Source organism: Paenibacillus sp. N3.4, assembly GCF_008017805.1.
GTDB lineage: Bacteria > Bacillota > Bacilli > Paenibacillales > NBRC-103111 > Paenibacillus_E.
Genome location: NZ_VRTT01000018.1, coordinates 61999 through 79797, shown reverse-complemented (window position 1 = coordinate 79797; position 17799 = coordinate 61999). Strand labels below are relative to the sequence as shown.

Here is a 17799-nt window from a genome sequence, read left to right as displayed (position 1 = left end):
GCCTATGTATTTAGTTGGCAATACTTGGTGAGTCTTTTTTTGTCTACGGTTTCCAGTTACGAAACGGAGGAGTTAGCGATGTCTTTGCAAGAGCAGCGTATTTTACCGGCCGTTCGCAAAATGAAGGACTTAGAGAAATTATTTAAGACCAGTTATACATATATTGTGCTGCTTGACAGCCACATTGGTCAGCTAAAAACGATTGTCGACCTAGGCAGAGCTAATGGGAAAAAGCTGCTGCTTCACGCCGATTTAATTGAAGGGCTGAAGAATGATGAATACGCGGCGGAATTTCTGTGTCAGAGCATCCGTCCCGCGGGATTGATTTCAACCCGGGGAAATGTCATTACAAAGACGAAGCAGAATGGGCTCATTGCGATTCAGCGGCTTTTTTTACTGGATAGCAGTGCTCTGGATAAGAGCTACACACTCCTGGAACGGACGAAGCCTGATTTCATCGAGGTGCTTCCCGGTATCATTCCGCCTATTATTACAGAAGTGAAAGAGCGCTCGGGCATTCCCATTTTTGCAGGGGGACTTATTCGTTCCGTCAATGATGTGGAGCTGGCGCTCGGGGCTGGAGCAACCGCTGTTACAACGTCACATACGGCTTTGTGGCAGCACTATGATCAAAGATCCTGAACATGTGGAGGCATCATTATGGCAACAACATCTTCTTATATTTTATCCCTAGATCAGGGAACAACAAGTTCGCGGGCTATTTTGTTTAATCAAAAAGGCAGCATCGTCCACACGGCGCAGCAGGAATTTAAGCAGCATTTTCCTAAACCGGGCTGGGTTGAACATGATGCGAATGAAATATGGCTCTCCATTCTGGGCGTGATTGCAACGATGTTGTCGGAGTCGGGTGTGCAGCCTGCCCAAATCGCCGGCATCGGGATAACGAACCAGCGTGAAACGACAGTTGTCTGGGATCGACACACAGGCATGCCTGTCTATCATGCGATTGTATGGCAATCTCGGCAAACGGCTGATATTTGCGAAGCATTGAAGGCGCAGGGCCTAAATGATCTTTTTCGGGAGCGTACAGGGCTTCTGATTGACGCCTATTTCTCAGCGACTAAGATCAAATGGATTCTCGATCACGTTGAAGGCACAAGAGAGAAGGCGGAGCGGGGTGACTTGCTTTTTGGCACGATGGACACATGGTTAATTTGGAGACTGACAGGCGGAAAAGCGCATATCACCGATTATTCCAACGCATCTCGGACGCTATTATATAATATTCATGAGCTCAAATGGGATGAGGAACTATTAGCCATTTTGGATATACCCGCCTCGATGCTTCCCGAAGTTCGCTCGTCTTCAGAAGTATACGGGTATACGGAGGAGAGCCACTTTTTCGGCACGGCTGTTCCGATTGCAGGAGCAGCCGGCGATCAGCAAGCGGCTTTGTTCGGGCAAGCATGTTTTGAAAAAGGGATGGCGAAAAACACTTACGGTACAGGTTGTTTTATGCTGATGAACACTGGCAATTATGCCATACCTTCGCGAAGTGGCTTACTAACGACGATTGCGTGGGGGTTGAACGGGAAGGTCGAATATGCACTGGAGGGCAGCATTTTTGTGGCTGGGTCGGCACTCCAGTGGTTGCGTGACGGGCTGCGGATGATCGAATCAGCGAAAGACAGCGAAGCCTATGCGGAGCGGATTGATTCAACGGAGGGTGTATATATCGTTCCCGCTTTTGTTGGGTTAGGCACACCGTATTGGGATAGCGAAGTGCGCGGCGCGGTTTTTGGGCTTACCCGAGGAACTACGAAAGAACATTTCATTCGGGCAACGCTGGAATCGATTGCTTATCAAACCAAAGATGTGCTGCAGGCAATGGAAGATGATTCCGGCATTCAACTGACTAAATTGCGTGTAGATGGTGGTGCTGTTAAGAACGACTTCCTGATGCAGTTTCAAAGCGATATGCTGGGGGTCACCGTGGAGCGTCCAGTCATTAATGAGACAACAGCGCTCGGGGCCGCGTATTTAGCAGGTCTGGCTGTTGGTTTTTGGAAGGATCAAGAGGAAATCGCGGTGCAGTGGCAAGTGGATGATGTATTCGATCAGCAAATGGAAGATGAGCATCAAAAAAAGCTGTACCAAGGTTGGAAAAAAGCGGTTCAAGCCGCGATGGCTTTTAAATAAAAGGAATCAATGTTATACTGATGACAAGTTAATATGCGGTTGGAGACTAGGAGAAGCCACAGCGGCCTACACGTGTAAACGTGTTAGGTCAGTTGTGGTTTTTTATTTTACCACATAAGCAAGTATAAATTTTCGGTTCCCGAAAATCGCTTTCTTATTGGCGATAAAACCAACCTCTAAATGCGGTCGCTCATCATTGAATGGCCTCGATAGAGGTTTTCTCATTATATGTGCATAAAGGGAGAGATGGGCTATGACGAATTCGATAACAAGTGCAAACGATCAAATAGCAGGCAGCAAAAACCAACAGAAGATTTATGGCTTCAACAGTATAAAAAGAACCGAAACACTCCAGGCGATGTCGGAGCAAACCTTCGATCTGATCGTGATTGGCGGTGGGATCACAGGAGCAGGAATTGCTTTGGATGCGCAAAGCAGAGGGCTGCGTACAGCGCTTATTGATATGCAGGACTTTGCTGCCGGAACGTCAAGCCGTTCGACAAAACTAGTTCATGGCGGGCTTCGTTATCTCAAACAGCTCGAGGTGAAAGTTGTTGCTGAGGTAGGCAAAGAACGTGCTATTGTTTATGAAAATGGGCCGCATGTAACGACTCCGGAATGGATGCTGCTGCCTTTCTATAAGGGAGGTACATTTGGGAAGCTGTCAACGTCGCTCGGCTTGCGGATGTACGATTTCTTGGCAGGTGTGAAAAGGTCCGAACGCCGCCGGATGTTTGGTCGGGATGTGACGCTTCAGCACGAGCCGTTATTGAAAAAGAAAGATCTCAAAGGCGGCGGCTACTATGTGGAATATCGCACAGATGATGCTCGTTTAACCATTGAGGTGATGAAAAAAGCCGTCGAGTTGGGTGCAATTGCGGTGAACTACGCCAAGGTGGAAGAACTGCTTGTGAAGGACGGCAAGGTCGTTGGTGTACGCGTTGTGGATCAGATTGGCGGAGGGAGAGCGGCAGGTGATTTGGGCGGCTCGAGAGACTCAAGAGACTCAAGTGGTCGAAGTAACCCAAGTGACAGAAGTGACCCAAGTGACCCAAGTGAGAGAAGTGACACAAGCAACTTAAGTAATCCAAGTGAGAGAAGTGACACAATCAACTTAAGCAACTCAAGTAACCCAAGTAGCCCAAGTAACCCAAGTAACCCAAGTAACCCAAGTAACCCAAGTAACCATGGAGCTTCCTACTCGCTCTTTGCGCATAAAATTGTCAACGCCTCCGGTCCATGGGTGGATACGCTGCGTGAGATGGACCATTCGAAACAGGGCAAGACGCTGCACCTGACCAAAGGGGTTCATCTCGTATTCGACCAGAGCCGGTTTCCGCTGCGGCAGGCGATTTATTTTGATACACCGGATGGGCGGATGGTGTTTGCGATCCCAAGGGATGGCAAACCTATATCGGAACGACGGACACGAATTATAAAGGGGATATCGTGAATCCCCGTATTACGGTAGCAGATCGCGCTTATGTGCTGCGTGCCGCGAACGAGATGTTCCCGGTCCTCGGTTTGACGGAGGCTGACGTCGAATCGAGCTGGACCGGATTGCGCCCGCTGATCCACCAAGAGGGCAAAGATCCTTCGGAGATTTCGCGCCGCGACGAAATCTTCGTCTCGGACTCCGGCCTCATTTCGATGGCCGGGGGCAAGTTGACCGGCTACCGCAAGATGGCGGAGACGGTCGTAGACAAGATCGCCGCCATGCTGGCGGCGGAAGGAAAGGCCGCGGCGTTGCCGCCGAGCCGCACTCGCACGCTGCCGATATCCGGCGGCGATGTGGGCGGCTCCGCGCAGCTGGCGCCGTTCTTGCAAAGCAAGGTCAGCCAAGGCGTGCGCCTAGGGCTGACCGAAGCTGAGGCCGCGCTGCTCGCGCGCCGATACGGCTCCAATGTGGACGCCGTATTCGAGCTGCTGGAGCAGCATCGGACAGAGGCGGCGCAGCGGGGCATGCCCGCTGCAGTGCTCGCTGCGCTCGTGTACGCGATTGAGCACGAGATGGCGGTGAAGCCGGCGGATTTCTTCATCCGCCGCACGGGCGCCCTCTTCTTCGATATCGCGTGGGCAAAGCAGTGGAAGGCACCGGCAACGGCCTTCATGGCAGAGCGCTTCGGCTGGAACGAAGCGCAAACCGAGGCATACACCGCGGAGTTGGAGCAGCTGCTCCATGACGCGGTGTACCCGCTGGAGCAGGCGTAAGCTCCAACGGCTGTCCAATACATCTTATAATTGGGGGAGCCACACAGGCTGCCTCTTTTTTAAACATTGTAGAAAGTATAGGTTGCAGGAGAGGACTGAGGGGTTACCCCTTTCTAATTTTTTATTGAAATTAAAGGATGGAATTGAGCATGTTTAAGATGATATTTTTTCGATGAACGTGGTCTTGGCTAGTTACGCTTTGAATGGAGAATCACCGGGTGTCGAGGAAATTCGCTGCTGTCGGAGATTTTCCTGTTTATGATGCGGCGATATGGTTAGCTTCTGAGCGTGTTATCCAACTCCGAACGTGCTTTAGGCATCGGGGTCGGCTTTAACATGTTGAGAGTCTTTCTTTTTTTGACGGGGACGTCTAACGAACTCAGCACACCTTATTCCATCAAATCACAAAGACTTATCGTTCTAACGAACTCCAGACGCTTTATTTCAAGTAAAAGCTCATCCATTCATTCATTATTAACTCGATAACGTCGCTTCAGTTCGTTAGAAGAATGGACAGGCTCATTTCTCGTCGATAAGAACACTACGATCCGTTAGCGTAGACAACAACGCAAGTATGGAGTCGCTTCATTGTTCGATTGGTTTCTGTTCTGGATACATAAGCAATCGAAGGCTGCTTAAGTTCATTAATGTACCGGGGATGGAAGGTTATGCAGAAAATGAGCACGATCTGTGGCCATTATCTCACGGGTGAGACGATATTTGTGGCTATGGATTCCCTAGCACAAAATGGAAGAGAATCTTGCTTCAGACTAGGCTTATTTTATTATATGTGTTTTGAGGCATTAAAAGGTGCGGATCGCACATTGTCGAAGTAGAAAAATGGACCAGCTATTAGGCTCGATGCTAACCAGATTGCCTGGTCGATGGATAGTTTGCGAAATATTTCACTTATTAATAAGCAGCAGAGCCACTCATATGCTATTATGCCTATGGGGGCTGTTTGTGTTCTCTAATTATTGCAAAGCAGAGTAGGTGTACGCATTTATGGGAGTTACGGAACTGTTGTCATACTTTACAGAAGAGAATTTGGCGATTCTTTTAGATAAGTACCGTTCACTGGGGCCTTTTCCCGGTCTAATTTTACCTTTTATGAAATCGTTTATCCCGCCTCTGCCGACACTGGTCATTATTAGCGTCAATGCTGCGGTATATGGGTTATGGTTAGGTTTCCTTTATTCCTGGATAGGCATTGTTTGTGGGTGTTTGGTCACTTTTTTGATAGTGAAAAAAGTTGTAGGTCATCCCTACCTGGAACGCTGGTCCCAGAAGCCGAAAGTCCAGAAGAGCTTGGTTTGGGCGCGTCGACAAGCCTTTAATTATGTATTCATACTCAGCCTTTTTCCGTTAGGGCCGTTTGTTGTTGTCAATATGGCGGCTGGACTCGTCGGGATGAAATTTCGTTCTTTTCTCGTGGCGGTAGCTTCGGGTAAAGCCGTCATGGTCCTATCGGTCAGTTTTATAGGTTACGATCTCAAGCGATTTATAGAGCACCCTTATCAGATTTTATATGTTGTTCTGTTCATCGCAGTTTCTATGGTCATTAGCAAGCGAATCGAGAAGCGCTTTATGTGAGAAAGTGGAAATAGGATGGAACAGTGTAACGATTTGAGTTTAAAAAGGTAAAAGCGATGCCTCATCAAGCGGGCCCCGCTTTTTTTGTGTTTAATGGCTTTGTTGGATCAATCGGTTACGACCTGTAGGCGGAGCTTCGGATAAAAAGCGGAAATATCGGCTGCTTGCTTCTCCAGCACACTGAATTCAAATGCCTGGCTGAAAATATCGCGATCCGGCAAGAAAGTAATGCTGGTTCCGGTTTCGTTCGTTCTGCCTACAGTCAGCAATTCACTTTGTGGAATACCATGTCTGTATTGCTGCTGGAACACTTTATTGTCACGACGTATTTCTACGGAAAGTTGGCGGGAAAGTGCGTTCACAATTGGCATGCTAATGCCTTTCTCTCCACCTGGCGCTAAAAAGGAGGCGCTGGCATTTAAGCGATTCATGTCTGTCAGTACGGTTTGGACACGAGGCAGCTCGCTATCGGGCAGGGCCTGTACGGGGATGCCCCGACCATTGTCTGAGACGGTGATACTGCCATCGAGGTGCAGGAAGATATGAATTTCGCTGCAGGTTCCATGTATATGCTCCAGTATGCTGTTCTCGACGACAGCCCAAAGGAGGAGGTGAGGATCATATTGCTCGTGGGCTCCGCCTAGATACGTATGAGCATTATGTCTAGCTTCGGTCATGTCCAGATAGTCGCTTGTATCGATGAAATCAGCCGCAGCGGCCAGCAACAAAAGCAGCGGCAGCGCTCGGTGGCCCGGAATGGTGTATTTGCCGCCACGTTCCTCCTGGATAAGTAGATCGGCGCCTACTAATGCTTTGATATGATGATAAAGCTGGCCAGTCGTACCCATGTTCAGACGTTCGACAAGTTCGGGTCCTGTCAGTGGTTCTTGCAAGACAGATCGTAAAATATCTAAACGCTGTTTATGACCAAAGACTGCCAAAATTTTCGCGATTTTCTCGCCATCCATTTGCATGAGCAGACTGACCTGTTTCTCCTGAGGCTCCCAACGAAAGCTTCCTTGTGCTCCCCGATATTGGCCTGAATAAAACACGCTGCCTAGCTCAGTGGACATATTTTTCTCTGTGTGAATAGCCTGACCTTCTGCTTGGTTATGAATCAACTGTCTGACAAGTTGTTGGAGTTCTTTCATTTGTGCCTGCATCGCATCAAGTTCCAAACCATAATCCCGCATTGTGCTCAAATGGATCACCTCTTTATTTAAATACGTAAATACGTTATTACGTAATTAAATAATAACACACTTCTACCGGAAGTCAAATATTTCAGGTAAAAAATAGCAGATGTAAAGGGTTGGCATAGCCTGTTAATTATACATTTTTCACTGTACCAACATGAGCCGTGTTAAAATATGGAATATGTCATTTTACATTCAAATAGGGGTTCATTTTATGAAAGAGAGGTGCTTGTATGGATCTGGAACTACGTGTTAATACCCTTGAGAAGAAGGTAAAGGATCTGGAACAACAACTCGAAGCGATTCTTGAAAAAGAAAAAAATTCACAAGCTCACCTAACACTTGCAACAACAACTCCTGTACTCCAGGCACAAGAAGCTATGGAACCCTATAGTGAGATAACCAAACAGGCGAAGCAGTCCGCTCCCCCCAAAGACTGGGAGTATTTGATTGCTCGTGTGTGGCTGCCGCGAATCTTTATTGTTGTGTTCCTACTTGGCGTATTGTGGGGTTTTACCGCAGCAGTCAGCGCGGGGATTATTACTGAGCCTGTACGCTGTATACTCGGTATCGCAGTTGCAGGATTCATGTATTGGCAGGGGGAAGCGCAGATTCGCCGCAGTCGTATAGCTCTTGGGCAAGTGCTGCTCGGTGGTTCCAGCTGCGTTCTGATTATTTCCTTGTTTGCAGCACATATGTTGTTTGGATTGATTCCTGCTGGACTTGCTTTTGTTTTATTTGTAGTATCCATAGGTCTAAGTGTTTTTACCGCACTTCGCCATCGTTCGCAAGCCTTAATGATCATTACTTTACTTGCTGGATATTTGGTGCCATTTCTTGTTGATTCTGCAAAACCCAACATCTGGGTATTCATCGGATACGAGGCTCTATTTTCTATTGCCATGATCCTAGTATCTTTCCGTTATTCATTCCGTGCAGCCTATTACGTGGCGATCGGCGTTCTACATCTCTCTTTATTGATGGGGTCCCTCATGGGGGACGGAACGGACAATCGAGCCGCAATCATCATTGCCGTAATTCTACAGCACACCCTACTTTACACATTAGCTACCTTGCCCTCCAAAGACAACACGTTAGGACAGCGGATGACACTTTTCATGAGTTTTGGCTTGCTGGCCTCGTGGATGTACGGGTTATATGGACATTCAAGCGATCGAATAACGTATGAATGGATGGTAGCCTTATGGTCACTCCTGTATAGCGGCACTTCTTACTGGCTTTTCAGTCAAAAGAGATCCCTCTCCGTCCACTTGCCGATCGCCACGTTCGGCTGGTTCCTATGGCTAATTTATGTGCTGAAAGCTGACCAATCCGCTGCTGCGATTGTAGCCGAAGGCGCAATAGCTCTCTGCTTAGGGGTCAAATTGAGAAGCAAACTGCAGAAAATCACAGGAACCGTTACTTATTTAATTGGAATGATCATCGTGTTGGTTCATCCAATTCAAGAAATCTTTTCCGTAGAAACGTTCGCATGGCTCGCACTTCTGGCATCCATTGGCGGTTTGTACAGTTTCTTTCGTGTAACGCTCGAAGAAAGTCGAGGAAAATTAGAGCTCCAATATATCTTGCTGTGGGCTGAGTTGGTTCTATGCCTCATCTTTGTCACACAGATAACCAATGTCCTAACACGCGCGTTAACCGTTGATTATCAACATTTAGTATTATCTGCGGTTTGGGTCGTTTACGCGATTTTATTAATCGTTTATGGACTAACAATCAAGAAGCCTAAAGCGAGGCTTGTCGGCATTTTATTTCTATTCGTTACGCTGCTAAAAATTATTTTCGTAGATCTGCCGGACGTCTCTACCGCAATTCGCGCAATCCTGTTTATCGGACTTGGAACGATTGGAGTCGTTATCTCAAGAATTTTATATAAGCGCTAAATAAGAGAAATTTGGCTGCGAGAATCAATCTTATCTGTGACCAAAGAAGGAAAACACAAAAAGAAGCATCCTGTTCAGGATCCTTCTTTTTGTGTTTTCGTAGGATTGTTGATCTTGTAAGCCATGGGATGTCTTATGAAGAGCTACTCCTGGATCGCTATATAAATATCGACCTCAGCATCCAATGGATTAGCGGTCCTCTCATCGTATAATTCAAAATCCCCTGTGAAGGTTCGTTGGATTTCAGGATGGTGGGCAAACCAATCCCAGATCGCTACCCATGCTTGGGCAACATTGGTGAAAGCAGGACCTTTTGCTGTAGTGAAAATAGCGTACCGACTGGCTGGAACCGTTTTTGACACTAGATCCCCCGCAACATCGGTTGGCTCAGCCACTTTCAATCCGACCAGCAGTAGATAGGAACCTGAGGCATCACTTTCATAATCTGTGTATAGCCCGAAAGTAGGGCTGTTCGGGAGGAAATGCGGTATTTTTGCCCCAACTTCTTGCTGGTAGTAATCCTGCCAAAGCTTCGGGATCACACCGTTCCCCGCCATTTCTTGAGCATTGGTTGTTCGAGCGGATATGCCTGTTACCTGAAATTCGTTCAGCTGTTTAAATGTTGGTTGGATTGGAATCATTCCTCTCTTGTTGAAGCGGGACCTTAGACCAGTGGCTGCATGCCGCGTTCCAACCAATCCTCACGAGTCGGACCATAAATGTCAGGGACACGGAGTCCGGCTTGTCGCATAAGGACGATCATTTCTCCACGGTGGTGTATCTCATGAGAGATGAGGATACGCAATGTGGCACTATTCGCCCACATCTCACCATACATATCAACGGTTTCTGTAAGCTTGGCATCTGTCCATTGCGATTCAATGGCGTTCTTTAGTGAGGCGGCAGAAGCACGATACGTGTCAGCAATTACTTTGACTGAGGCCGGTGCATGCTCTTCACCTTCGGGTGCATCAAACTCTAGGCCTGTACGCGTCAACATCTCGTGAATGGTTGTTGTGATATGCCAGGCTAATTGACCTAGCGTGCGGAAGTCTGGAGCGATTCGCTGTGCCAACGATGCATCGGTTAGCGTGTCTAAGACGCGCTGAGTTGCTGTAGATTCGAATGTCCATTCCTTAACAAAATCCTGAATCGTTGTGAACATGAGTTGAGCCTCCTTAGAGTTTTCGCCAGAAAACTGGCATCGTAAGCATAAGCTTAGATTTTTCGCCAGAAAACTGACATCGTAAGCATAAGCTTAGAGTTTTCGCCAGAAAACTGGCATCGTAAGCATAGGCTTAGAGTTTTCGCCAGAAAACTGGCATGACTTATAGACTAAGTATAGCCAACTACAGCTGACAACAGCATGTCAGTGTTCAACCGCATACAAATTAATAATTTGTTTAGCTTTTTCCTTGATGATCTCTATGATATGCGGAGGTTCAAGAACCCGTAAATTAGCGCCGTAGCTTAACAACATTCCGTGGAGCCACGGTTCGTCAGGCTGCCTGGCTGTGACCAGCAAGGTACCGTCTTTTTGTACGATAATGTCTTCAGGTTTAAAATAATCCTCAACCTGAGCACGAACGTTCGGTTGTATATGCAAGACTAACGTAATTAGCGAGGAAGGGTCATCTTTGCCCCAACAGAAATGGAGGGGTTCGATCTCTTCTTTTTTACGCTCGAAGGTTCTGGTTAACACCTCGAGTTCTTTCAAGCGAGATAAGCGAAAGATGCGAAAGTCTTGGCGAAGCAAGCAGAAGCCGTACAAATACCAACTGTAGCCTTTGACGACAATACCCATAGGCTCAACTGTACGCACCGATAATTCACTTTGGGAAGATGTATAGTGAAAAGAAACAAGCTGTTGTTGTCGAATGGCTGTTCGAAGCTGATTCAGCTTCTCTTTGTCTTCACTGCCTTTGCGCCATGGATTCATATCTATGATGAGTTGGTTGTTCATGTTAGCGACTGTATGCTGTTCCGATTTAGCGACAAGTGCACCGACTTTATCGAGCAGGTTGCCGATTTCTTGGTCACCGACGGAGGCGTGAATGCCTTTGAGACCGGTAATAATGGATTGTAGTTCCTCTAAGGAGAGAAACTGGCGGTCTAGTCGGTACTGATCCATAATTTCATAGCCGCCGCTGGCACCTGCGTAGGAGACGACGGGAATTCCGGCTTGGTTAATGGCTTCAACGTCACGGTAAACCGTTCGTAAAGAAACCTCAAAACGTTCCGAAATTTCTTTGGCACTAATTCTTTTGCGATTAAGCAGCAGCATCGTAATAGCTAGCAGGCGATCAATTTTCAAACCGTGCACCTCATTAATTCAGGTTGGATAGAATAACATTCGAGTCGTGATGGAAAATTCCTTTTCTCGAATGCTGCCATAACTCTATAAAGTGTATTTTATCGAAAATTGAGACAAAACGATCTTTTCGGTGAGCTGCCAATCCCTTTTTTCGTATATCCCGCGGATATAGTAGCAATAATAAGCTGATTCCAAATCCAAGGCAAAGAGAGTTGAGCATCTTGTTTAGAAAAAGCACCAAAATTGCCTTCCAATCGGTGGCAATCAGTTTATTATTGAGCAGTCTATTATTGAGCGGAACGGGAGGGGCATTCGCCGGAAGTAACGAAGAACTACCGTCGCCGCCCCCTAATACCCAGCAGGGACAACTTTTGCAAACTCGAGAAGTGGATGTCACAGGCGATGGAAAACCCGATCATGTTGCTTTAGTGGGCACCAAACTAGACAATTCAAGTCCGTACTTTAACAAATTGTTTATTATCGTAACAGGACCCTCACAAACCCAAGTCGTCATACCCCTTGAAGGTGGGTACAACCCGCAGATGGTATTTTGTGATTTTACCGGTGACCAAATACCTGAAATCTATGTATCTGCTGAAACAGGCGGAAGTGGTGGATTATCAACCTATTCCATCTATTCATTGAATAATAATGTCCCGACGGCATTTCCACTGCCCGATCCGCTTCGCGTTAAGGCAACGTTTAAGAACAACTATGTGGTGAAGTTGAAAATTGAAGCAACAAGGAAATCGGTTAAGATCGATCTCAAGGATCGGAAAGACGATTATGATAAATTCGGTGTGTACAATAACGGGAAACTGGTAAAACCGATCATCGTAAACGTAAATGGATTTGGGGCCTTGCAGCCAGTGGATATAGATCAAAATGGTATTTGTGAGCTCAAGGGTATCCAGCGAATAACAGGTATCGCTAACGCAGATACAATAGGCTATGTCACTTCGGAATGGAAGTGGATGGACGGAAAGTGGATGTTGCAGAAATCATCTATCACCAAAACGCTGCAGCATCCTAAAATGCGCTAAAAAACACCGCCAATCCGAAGGAGCCATGATGGTCCTGGCATTGGCGGTGTTTTCGTTTACTTTGCAAAGCTTGTTTTACACCCAGGTTCCTTTGCGGAACAAAGGTTCGCGGGTACCATCCTCGTACACACCGTCGATATCCATGTCAGCAGAACCAATCATGAAATCTACGTGGATTAAGCTTTTATTGTAGCCGTTCGCAGCCAATTCCTCCGGGGTCATCGTTGTTCCGCCTTCTATCGTGAAGGGATACGAATTACCAAGAGCGACGTGACAGGATGCATTTTCATCAAATAACGTATTGTAGTAGATAAGCCCAGACTGAGAAATCGGGGAGTCGTGAGGCACGAGGGCAACTTCACCCAAGTAACGAGCACCCTCGTCCATATCCAGCATTTTATTCAACACTTCCTGGCCCACCTCTGCCGTTGCTTCAACTACCTTGCCATGTTCAAACGTCAGGCTGAATCCCTCGATTAGAGAGCCTTGGTAGCTAAGCGGCAATGTACTGCGAACGGTTCCGTTCGTACCATTGCGTCCCGGCATGGTGAATACTTCTTCCGTCGGAATGTTCGGCACGAAATAAATGCCTCGATCGGTTGTACTGCCCGCAGCCACCCATAAGTGTTTAGGAGCAAGTTCAATATATAGATCGGTACCGGGTCCTTGGAAATGAAGCTGTTTGTACCTTTTATCGTTCAACACGTTCTGTTTCGTGGTTAGTGTCTCGATGTGCTGTTTCCATGCGTCTACCGGATCCGCCTTATCCACGCGGGTCAGCTTGAAAATTTGTTCCCACAGTTTATGAATACGTTCTGTCTCGCCAAGCTCAGGGAATACTTTGGCCGACCACTCCGCGGTGGGGAAGGAGACCATCAACCAGTTAACCTGATTGCTGCGCAAGTATTTAAGAAACCCTTCCCGCGCTGTTGCTGTTGTTTTACTGGAGATCGCGACTCGTTCTGGATCTACATCTTTAAGCAAATCCGAGTTGGGCGCGTAGATTTGCAAGAAGGCCGCGCCTTCTTTGGCCATCTCCTCCAGCCCGTTGGCTCTCCACATCGGATACTCGCGAAGTGCGGATTCCGGGGCGTGCTTCAGACGAAGTGCCTTCACTTCATCATCGTCCCAGTCGATCACGACATCTTTGGCACCTGCATCATAAGCTTTTTTCGTTAGCATGCGAACGAAGTCAGCGCAGGCAATAGGGGTCATAATGACGACGGTTTGATCTTTTTGTACATTTAATCCTACTCGTACAGCTAGCTCGGCATATTTATCTAAGTAATATTCAAACGTTTCCATCTCGCTGGCTCCTTTATATTTTACTAAGATTTAGTGTATGATAGAAAATAAAACTTTAACCCCGTGGGAGAGAGGCTGGACACATATGGAAACGAAGAGTACGACAAGCACTCCATCCAATTTCATTAAGAACATTGTAAACGAAGATCTGAAATCAGGCAAAGTCAGCCAGGTGATCACCCGATTCCCACCGGAACCGAACGGATATCTTCATATAGGACATGCGAAGTCGATTTGTCTTAATTTTGAACTGGCTCATGAGTTTAAAGGATTAGCAAACCTGCGCTTCGATGATACGAATCCTGCGAAGGAAGATACGGAGTATGTAGAATCGATTAAGGCCGACGTTGCTTGGCTCGGTTTCACATGGGACGGCCTATTTTTCGCTTCGGATTATTTCGAGGAAATGTATAGCCGCGCTTTGGTTTTGATTCGCAAAGGTCTTGCCTATGTTGACGACCAAACGGCGGATGAGATTCGGGAAACGCGTGGAACCTTGACGGAACCAGGTAAAAATAGCCCACACCGTGATCGCAGCGTGGAAGAGAACTTAAGCTTGTTCGAGCGTATGCGTGCCGGCGAATTCAAAGATGGCGAGCGTGTGCTTCGCTCCAAGATTGATATGTCTTCGCCAAATATCAACCTCCGTGATCCGATCCTCTACCGTGTTGTTCATGCTCATCATCACAAAACAGGGGATGCTTGGTGCATTTACCCGATGTATGCTTTCGCTCATCCGCTTGAGGATGCGATTGAAGGCGTTACTCATTCGATCTGTACACTTGAGTTTGAAGACCAACGTCCTTTCTACGATTGGGTGATTCGAGAATGCGAAATGCCAAATGTACCTAGGCAATTTGAATTTGCGCGCTTAAACCTGACTAACACGGTCATGAGCAAAAGAAAGCTGAAACAGCTCGTTGACGAGAAAGCCGTTGACGGTTGGGACGATCCTCGGATGCCAACCATCTCGGGACTTCGCCGCAGAGGCTTTACACCTGAAGCGATTCGCACGTTTGCCCGCGAAATTGGCGTAGCTCGGAGCTACAGTGTCGTCGATGGCAAGATGCTGGATCATTTCATTCGCGAGGACTTGAAGTTGAAGGCGCTTCGTACCATGGCTGTTCTAAATCCGCTTAAAGTCGTGATTACGAACTATCCGGAGGATCAATCGGAGCTTTTGGAGGCTGAAAACAACTCCGAGAATCCGGAAATGGGCAACCGTCAAATTCCGTTCTCTCGCGAAATTTACATCGAACAAGACGATTTCATGGAAAATCCGCCGAATAAATATTTCCGCTTATTCCCAGGTAACGAAGTGCGTCTGAAAAATGCTTATTTCATCAAATGTAACGAATTCATCAAAGATGAGAATGGCGAAGTGGTTGAGCTTCATTGTACGTATGATGTAGAAACGAAGAGCGGCAGCGGCTTTACGGGCCGTAAAGTAAAGGGTACGATCCACTGGGTAGATGCCAAAAGCGCTGTTCCTGCTGAATTCCGGTTGTATGAGCCGTTGATTTTGGATGATCAGGAGAACGAGAGTGCTTCTTTCTTAGAGAATTTGAACCCCAATTCCCTGCAAATAATCCAAGGTTTCGTGGAAGACAATATGAAACAAGCCAAGCCGCATGATAAATTTCAATTTTTCCGCCATGGTTATTTCAATGTAGATCCTAAACATACAACGACTGACCATTTAGTGTTCAACCTGATCGTTTCATTGAAAAGCTCATTTGTCGTTTAAGTGCTGTAGTGCTTCACGAATGCATAGATATAGTCAAAGAAATCCTAGTGATAGCTAGGGTTTTTTTGCCATTTTTTGTTCACAAATTTCTTGTAAACTGCAAAATATGAGACGTAACGGGAGGTTAGTTAACGAAGTCCTGTAGGATATGAAGTAAGAAGAGGAGAGCCCCCTATGAAAACGGTTTTGGTGGTAGATGATGATCTCAATATTTGCCGGATTACGAAGCTTTATTTAGAGAAAAACGGATACGCCGTCGTGACCGCACATGACGGAGAGCATGCCTTGCAGCAGTTTGATTTGCTGAGTCCGGATTTCATCGTCTTAGATATTATGCTGCCGAAGCGGGAGGGTTGGTCCGTATGCCAGATGATTCGCGCCAAGAGCGATGTGCCCATCATGATGTTGACGGCGCGCGGAGATGTCGATGAACGGATTGAAGGCCTGCAGATGGGAGCAGACGACTATTTAGTGAAGCCTTTTGACCCTAATGAATTAGTTGCCCGTGTGACAACTATTTTGCGTCGCACGTTGCTTCGCACAAAAGCTGGAACGCCAGCTCATATTTATGAGGTGGGCAGCTTACGGATCGATGTCTTGTCACATGATGTAACGGTCGAAAGGCAGTTAGTTGCTTTACCTAAAAAAGAGTACGAGCTGCTGCTGTTTTTCGTGCGCAATCCGAATCAGGTATTCACTCGGGAAGATTTGATTTCCAAGATATGGGGATGGGATTTCGAGGGTGAAGACCGTGTCGTTGATTTGTACATTAAGAGGTTAAGACAAAAGCTGTCTGCTTGGACCGAAAGAAAGGTAGACTGGAGCATTCGCACCGTCTGGGGCGTAGGCTATAAATTCGAGGGGCCGGATGCATGCTGAATTCTTTTTACCGAAAGCTATTATTCATCTATATTTCGATCACGGTAGTATCCATTGTGGCCATATCCGGCACGATTGGTTATTCAATGAATAAGAAGACCTATGATCGCAGCGAGAAGGTTCTGTTGGAGAAAGTGGAGCAGGTGGATGAGCTGGCAAAGGCTTTATTGGACAATTCGACATTGCTGAAGGATTTCAAAAAACAAATCAATACGATTGAAAAAACTTCGCATGTTCACGTAGCGGTCATCAAACACCCCAAATCCAATCAGGATAACATTCAGTCTATTGGTGAGACACCTTCACGCAAGGAATGGGTGGATAAAGTGCTTTCTGGGAATCAGGTCATTGCACGAAGCAATTTTGCCCAAAACAGTAAGGTGAAAATGCTCATCGTAGGGCGCCCAGTTGTGTTGGATAATAAGGTTATAGGTGGGATTTTTCTGTATACCCCGCTCGAAGATATCCAAGGTACAATTGATGAAATTAATCGATACATTTATGGGTCCGCTTTTTTCATCGCTTTATTGGCAATTGCCGTGCTTTACTTTGTATCGAGGCATTTTGTGAAGCCGATTCAGTTGATGAGTAAGACCGCGGAGGCTTTGGCTCTGGGTGATTTTGGCGGAAGAGTTGCGGTAAAAGGCAAGGATGAAATTGCTTCACTGGCTGAGTCGCTCAATCGAATGGCTGGTAAATTGCAAAAGTCGAAGAGGGTCGTAAACGATTCCTCTCGGAAATATCACATGAGCTGCGGACTCCATTGACGACGATTCGAGCTTCTTTGCAAGGAATCACGGACGGAATCGTAGATCCCCAAGATGCGAGGGAATTCATTCAAGTTTCTTTGGATGAGACGCTGCGCTTGAGCAGCTTAGTGGATGATTTAATGGAGTTGTCTTCATTTGAAGAGAAGCAGGTCAAACTGATTTTACAGAACGTGGATGTTCCGGAGTTAGTCGGGCTTGTGGTCACACAGCTTAAGATGAAAGCCAAGGCTAAGCAAATTGAGCTGAGTGTGGAGATCGAGGGGCCTTATACGGTTTACGCGGATGCAGATCGATTAAGGCAGGTACTGATTAATTTACTGGACAACGCGATTAACCATATTCCTGAGGGCTCAATAGCTGGAATTCGGGTAAAAAAGATCAAAAGCGAACATTGGATCGAAGTATGGGATAACGGTCCAGGCATCGCGCCGGAGAAAGTGCAGCATCTCTTCGATCGCTTCTATAAAGCCGATGAGAGCCGCAACCGCTCAGGCGCTGGCCTAGGTTTGACGATCTCCAAGCATATTGTTGAAGCTCTTGGAGGTTCACTTCGTGTGGAATCACGACTTTCCCAAGGGACAGTGTTTATGATATTTTTGCCTGCTGTATCTATTCCGTCGGATGACAAACTTATGACATAACTTTTTTGTAGGATATGTATTGTAGGGTAAACATAG

The 17799-nt window shown here is 46.8% G+C and carries 14 protein-coding genes and 2 pseudogenes; 11 read left to right on the top strand and 5 right to left on the bottom strand.

Translation table 11 applies throughout. The annotated features are described in order from the left end of the window. The first annotated feature begins 78 nt into the window (after positions 1 to 78). The 5 genes and pseudogenes from FU659_RS11670 (at position 79) to FU659_RS11655 (ending at position 5964) form a co-directional block, all read left to right on the top strand. Complete coding sequence (locus tag FU659_RS11670; protein ID WP_147947738.1) at positions 79 to 642, top strand: glycerol-3-phosphate responsive antiterminator; 564 nt, start codon at positions 79 to 81, stop codon at positions 640 to 642. 18 nt (positions 643 to 660) lie between these two features. Next, the gene (gene glpK / locus FU659_RS11665) at positions 661 to 2160 is read left to right on the top strand and encodes a glycerol kinase GlpK (protein ID WP_147947737.1); all 1500 of its coding nucleotides are present in this window, start codon (positions 661 to 663) and stop codon (positions 2158 to 2160) included. A gap of 358 nt (positions 2161 to 2518) precedes the next feature. Then, a pseudogene (locus FU659_RS35395) lies at positions 2519 to 3115 on the top strand (FAD-dependent oxidoreductase); the annotation flags it as partial. A 231-nt stretch (positions 3116 to 3346) separates the two neighbouring features. Next, positions 3347 to 4371 (top strand): annotated as a pseudogene (locus tag FU659_RS35390) (glycerol-3-phosphate dehydrogenase/oxidase); the annotation flags it as partial. A 1005-nt stretch (positions 4372 to 5376) separates the two neighbouring features. Continuing rightward, on the top strand, positions 5377 to 5964 hold the full coding sequence (locus FU659_RS11655; protein WP_147947736.1) for a TVP38/TMEM64 family protein: 588 nt from the start codon (positions 5377 to 5379) through the stop codon (positions 5962 to 5964). A gap of 107 nt (positions 5965 to 6071) precedes the next feature. Here FU659_RS11655 and FU659_RS11650 read toward each other — a convergent pair whose 3' ends face one another. Beyond that, positions 6072 to 7157 carry an ATP-binding protein gene (locus FU659_RS11650; RefSeq protein ID WP_261807772.1) on the bottom strand — a complete coding sequence of 362 codons (1086 nt, stop codon included), beginning with the start codon at positions 7155 to 7157 and terminating at the stop codon, positions 6072 to 6074. Between the two features lie 236 nt (positions 7158 to 7393). On the opposite strand from FU659_RS11650, the gene FU659_RS11645 reads away from it, so the two are divergent. Next, complete coding sequence (locus tag FU659_RS11645) at positions 7394 to 9064, top strand: DUF2339 domain-containing protein (protein WP_147947735.1); 1671 nt, start codon at positions 7394 to 7396, stop codon at positions 9062 to 9064. Positions 9065 to 9207: 143 nt separating this feature from the next. On the opposite strand, the gene FU659_RS11640 is transcribed toward FU659_RS11645, so the two are convergent. The 3 genes from FU659_RS11640 to FU659_RS11630 form a co-directional block, all read right to left on the bottom strand. Continuing rightward, positions 9208 to 9705: a GyrI-like domain-containing protein gene (locus tag FU659_RS11640; RefSeq protein ID WP_147947734.1), complete on the bottom strand. Its 498-nt coding sequence runs from the start codon at positions 9703 to 9705 to the stop codon at positions 9208 to 9210. A 23-nt stretch (positions 9706 to 9728) separates the two neighbouring features. Beyond that, entirely contained in the window at positions 9729 to 10229 is a 501-nt protein-coding gene (locus FU659_RS11635) for a DinB family protein (protein WP_147947733.1), read from the bottom strand. Positions 10230 to 10433: 204 nt separating this feature from the next. Beyond that, a complete protein-coding gene (locus tag FU659_RS11630; RefSeq protein ID WP_483874505.1) occupies positions 10434 to 11378 on the bottom strand; it encodes a helix-turn-helix transcriptional regulator in 945 nt (314 codons plus the stop codon). 221 nt (positions 11379 to 11599) lie between these two features. Between FU659_RS11630 and FU659_RS11625 the strand changes: the two genes are divergently transcribed. Further along, positions 11600 to 12421 (top strand): hypothetical protein, encoded by an 822-nt coding sequence (locus tag FU659_RS11625; RefSeq protein ID WP_147947732.1) that lies wholly within the window; start codon positions 11600 to 11602, stop codon positions 12419 to 12421. A gap of 75 nt (positions 12422 to 12496) precedes the next feature. Here the strand turns inward: FU659_RS11625 and FU659_RS11620 are convergent, their stop codons facing one another. Beyond that, the gene (locus tag FU659_RS11620; RefSeq protein ID WP_147947731.1) at positions 12497 to 13726 is read right to left on the bottom strand and encodes an aminopeptidase; all 1230 of its coding nucleotides are present in this window, start codon (positions 13724 to 13726) and stop codon (positions 12497 to 12499) included. Positions 13727 to 13811: 85 nt separating this feature from the next. Here FU659_RS11620 and FU659_RS11615 point away from each other — a divergent pair, with 85 nt between their 5' ends. The 4 genes from FU659_RS11615 (at position 13812) to FU659_RS11600 (ending at position 17763) form a co-directional block, all read left to right on the top strand. Beyond that, on the top strand, positions 13812 to 15473 hold the full coding sequence (locus tag FU659_RS11615) for a glutamine--tRNA ligase/YqeY domain fusion protein (protein ID WP_147947730.1): 1662 nt from the start codon (positions 13812 to 13814) through the stop codon (positions 15471 to 15473). 174 nt (positions 15474 to 15647) lie between these two features. Continuing rightward, entirely contained in the window at positions 15648 to 16352 is a 705-nt protein-coding gene (locus FU659_RS11610; protein WP_147947729.1) for a response regulator transcription factor, read from the top strand. Beyond that, positions 16346 to 17119: a HAMP domain-containing protein gene (locus FU659_RS11605; protein ID WP_147947728.1), complete on the top strand. Its 774-nt coding sequence runs from the start codon at positions 16346 to 16348 to the stop codon at positions 17117 to 17119. The genes FU659_RS11610 and FU659_RS11605 overlap by 7 nt, the downstream gene beginning before the upstream one ends. Continuing rightward, on the top strand, positions 17116 to 17763 hold the full coding sequence (locus FU659_RS11600) for a sensor histidine kinase (RefSeq protein WP_147947727.1): 648 nt from the start codon (positions 17116 to 17118) through the stop codon (positions 17761 to 17763). Before FU659_RS11605 ends, FU659_RS11600 begins: the two co-directional genes overlap by 4 nt. The last annotated feature ends 36 nt before the right edge of the window (positions 17764 to 17799 follow it).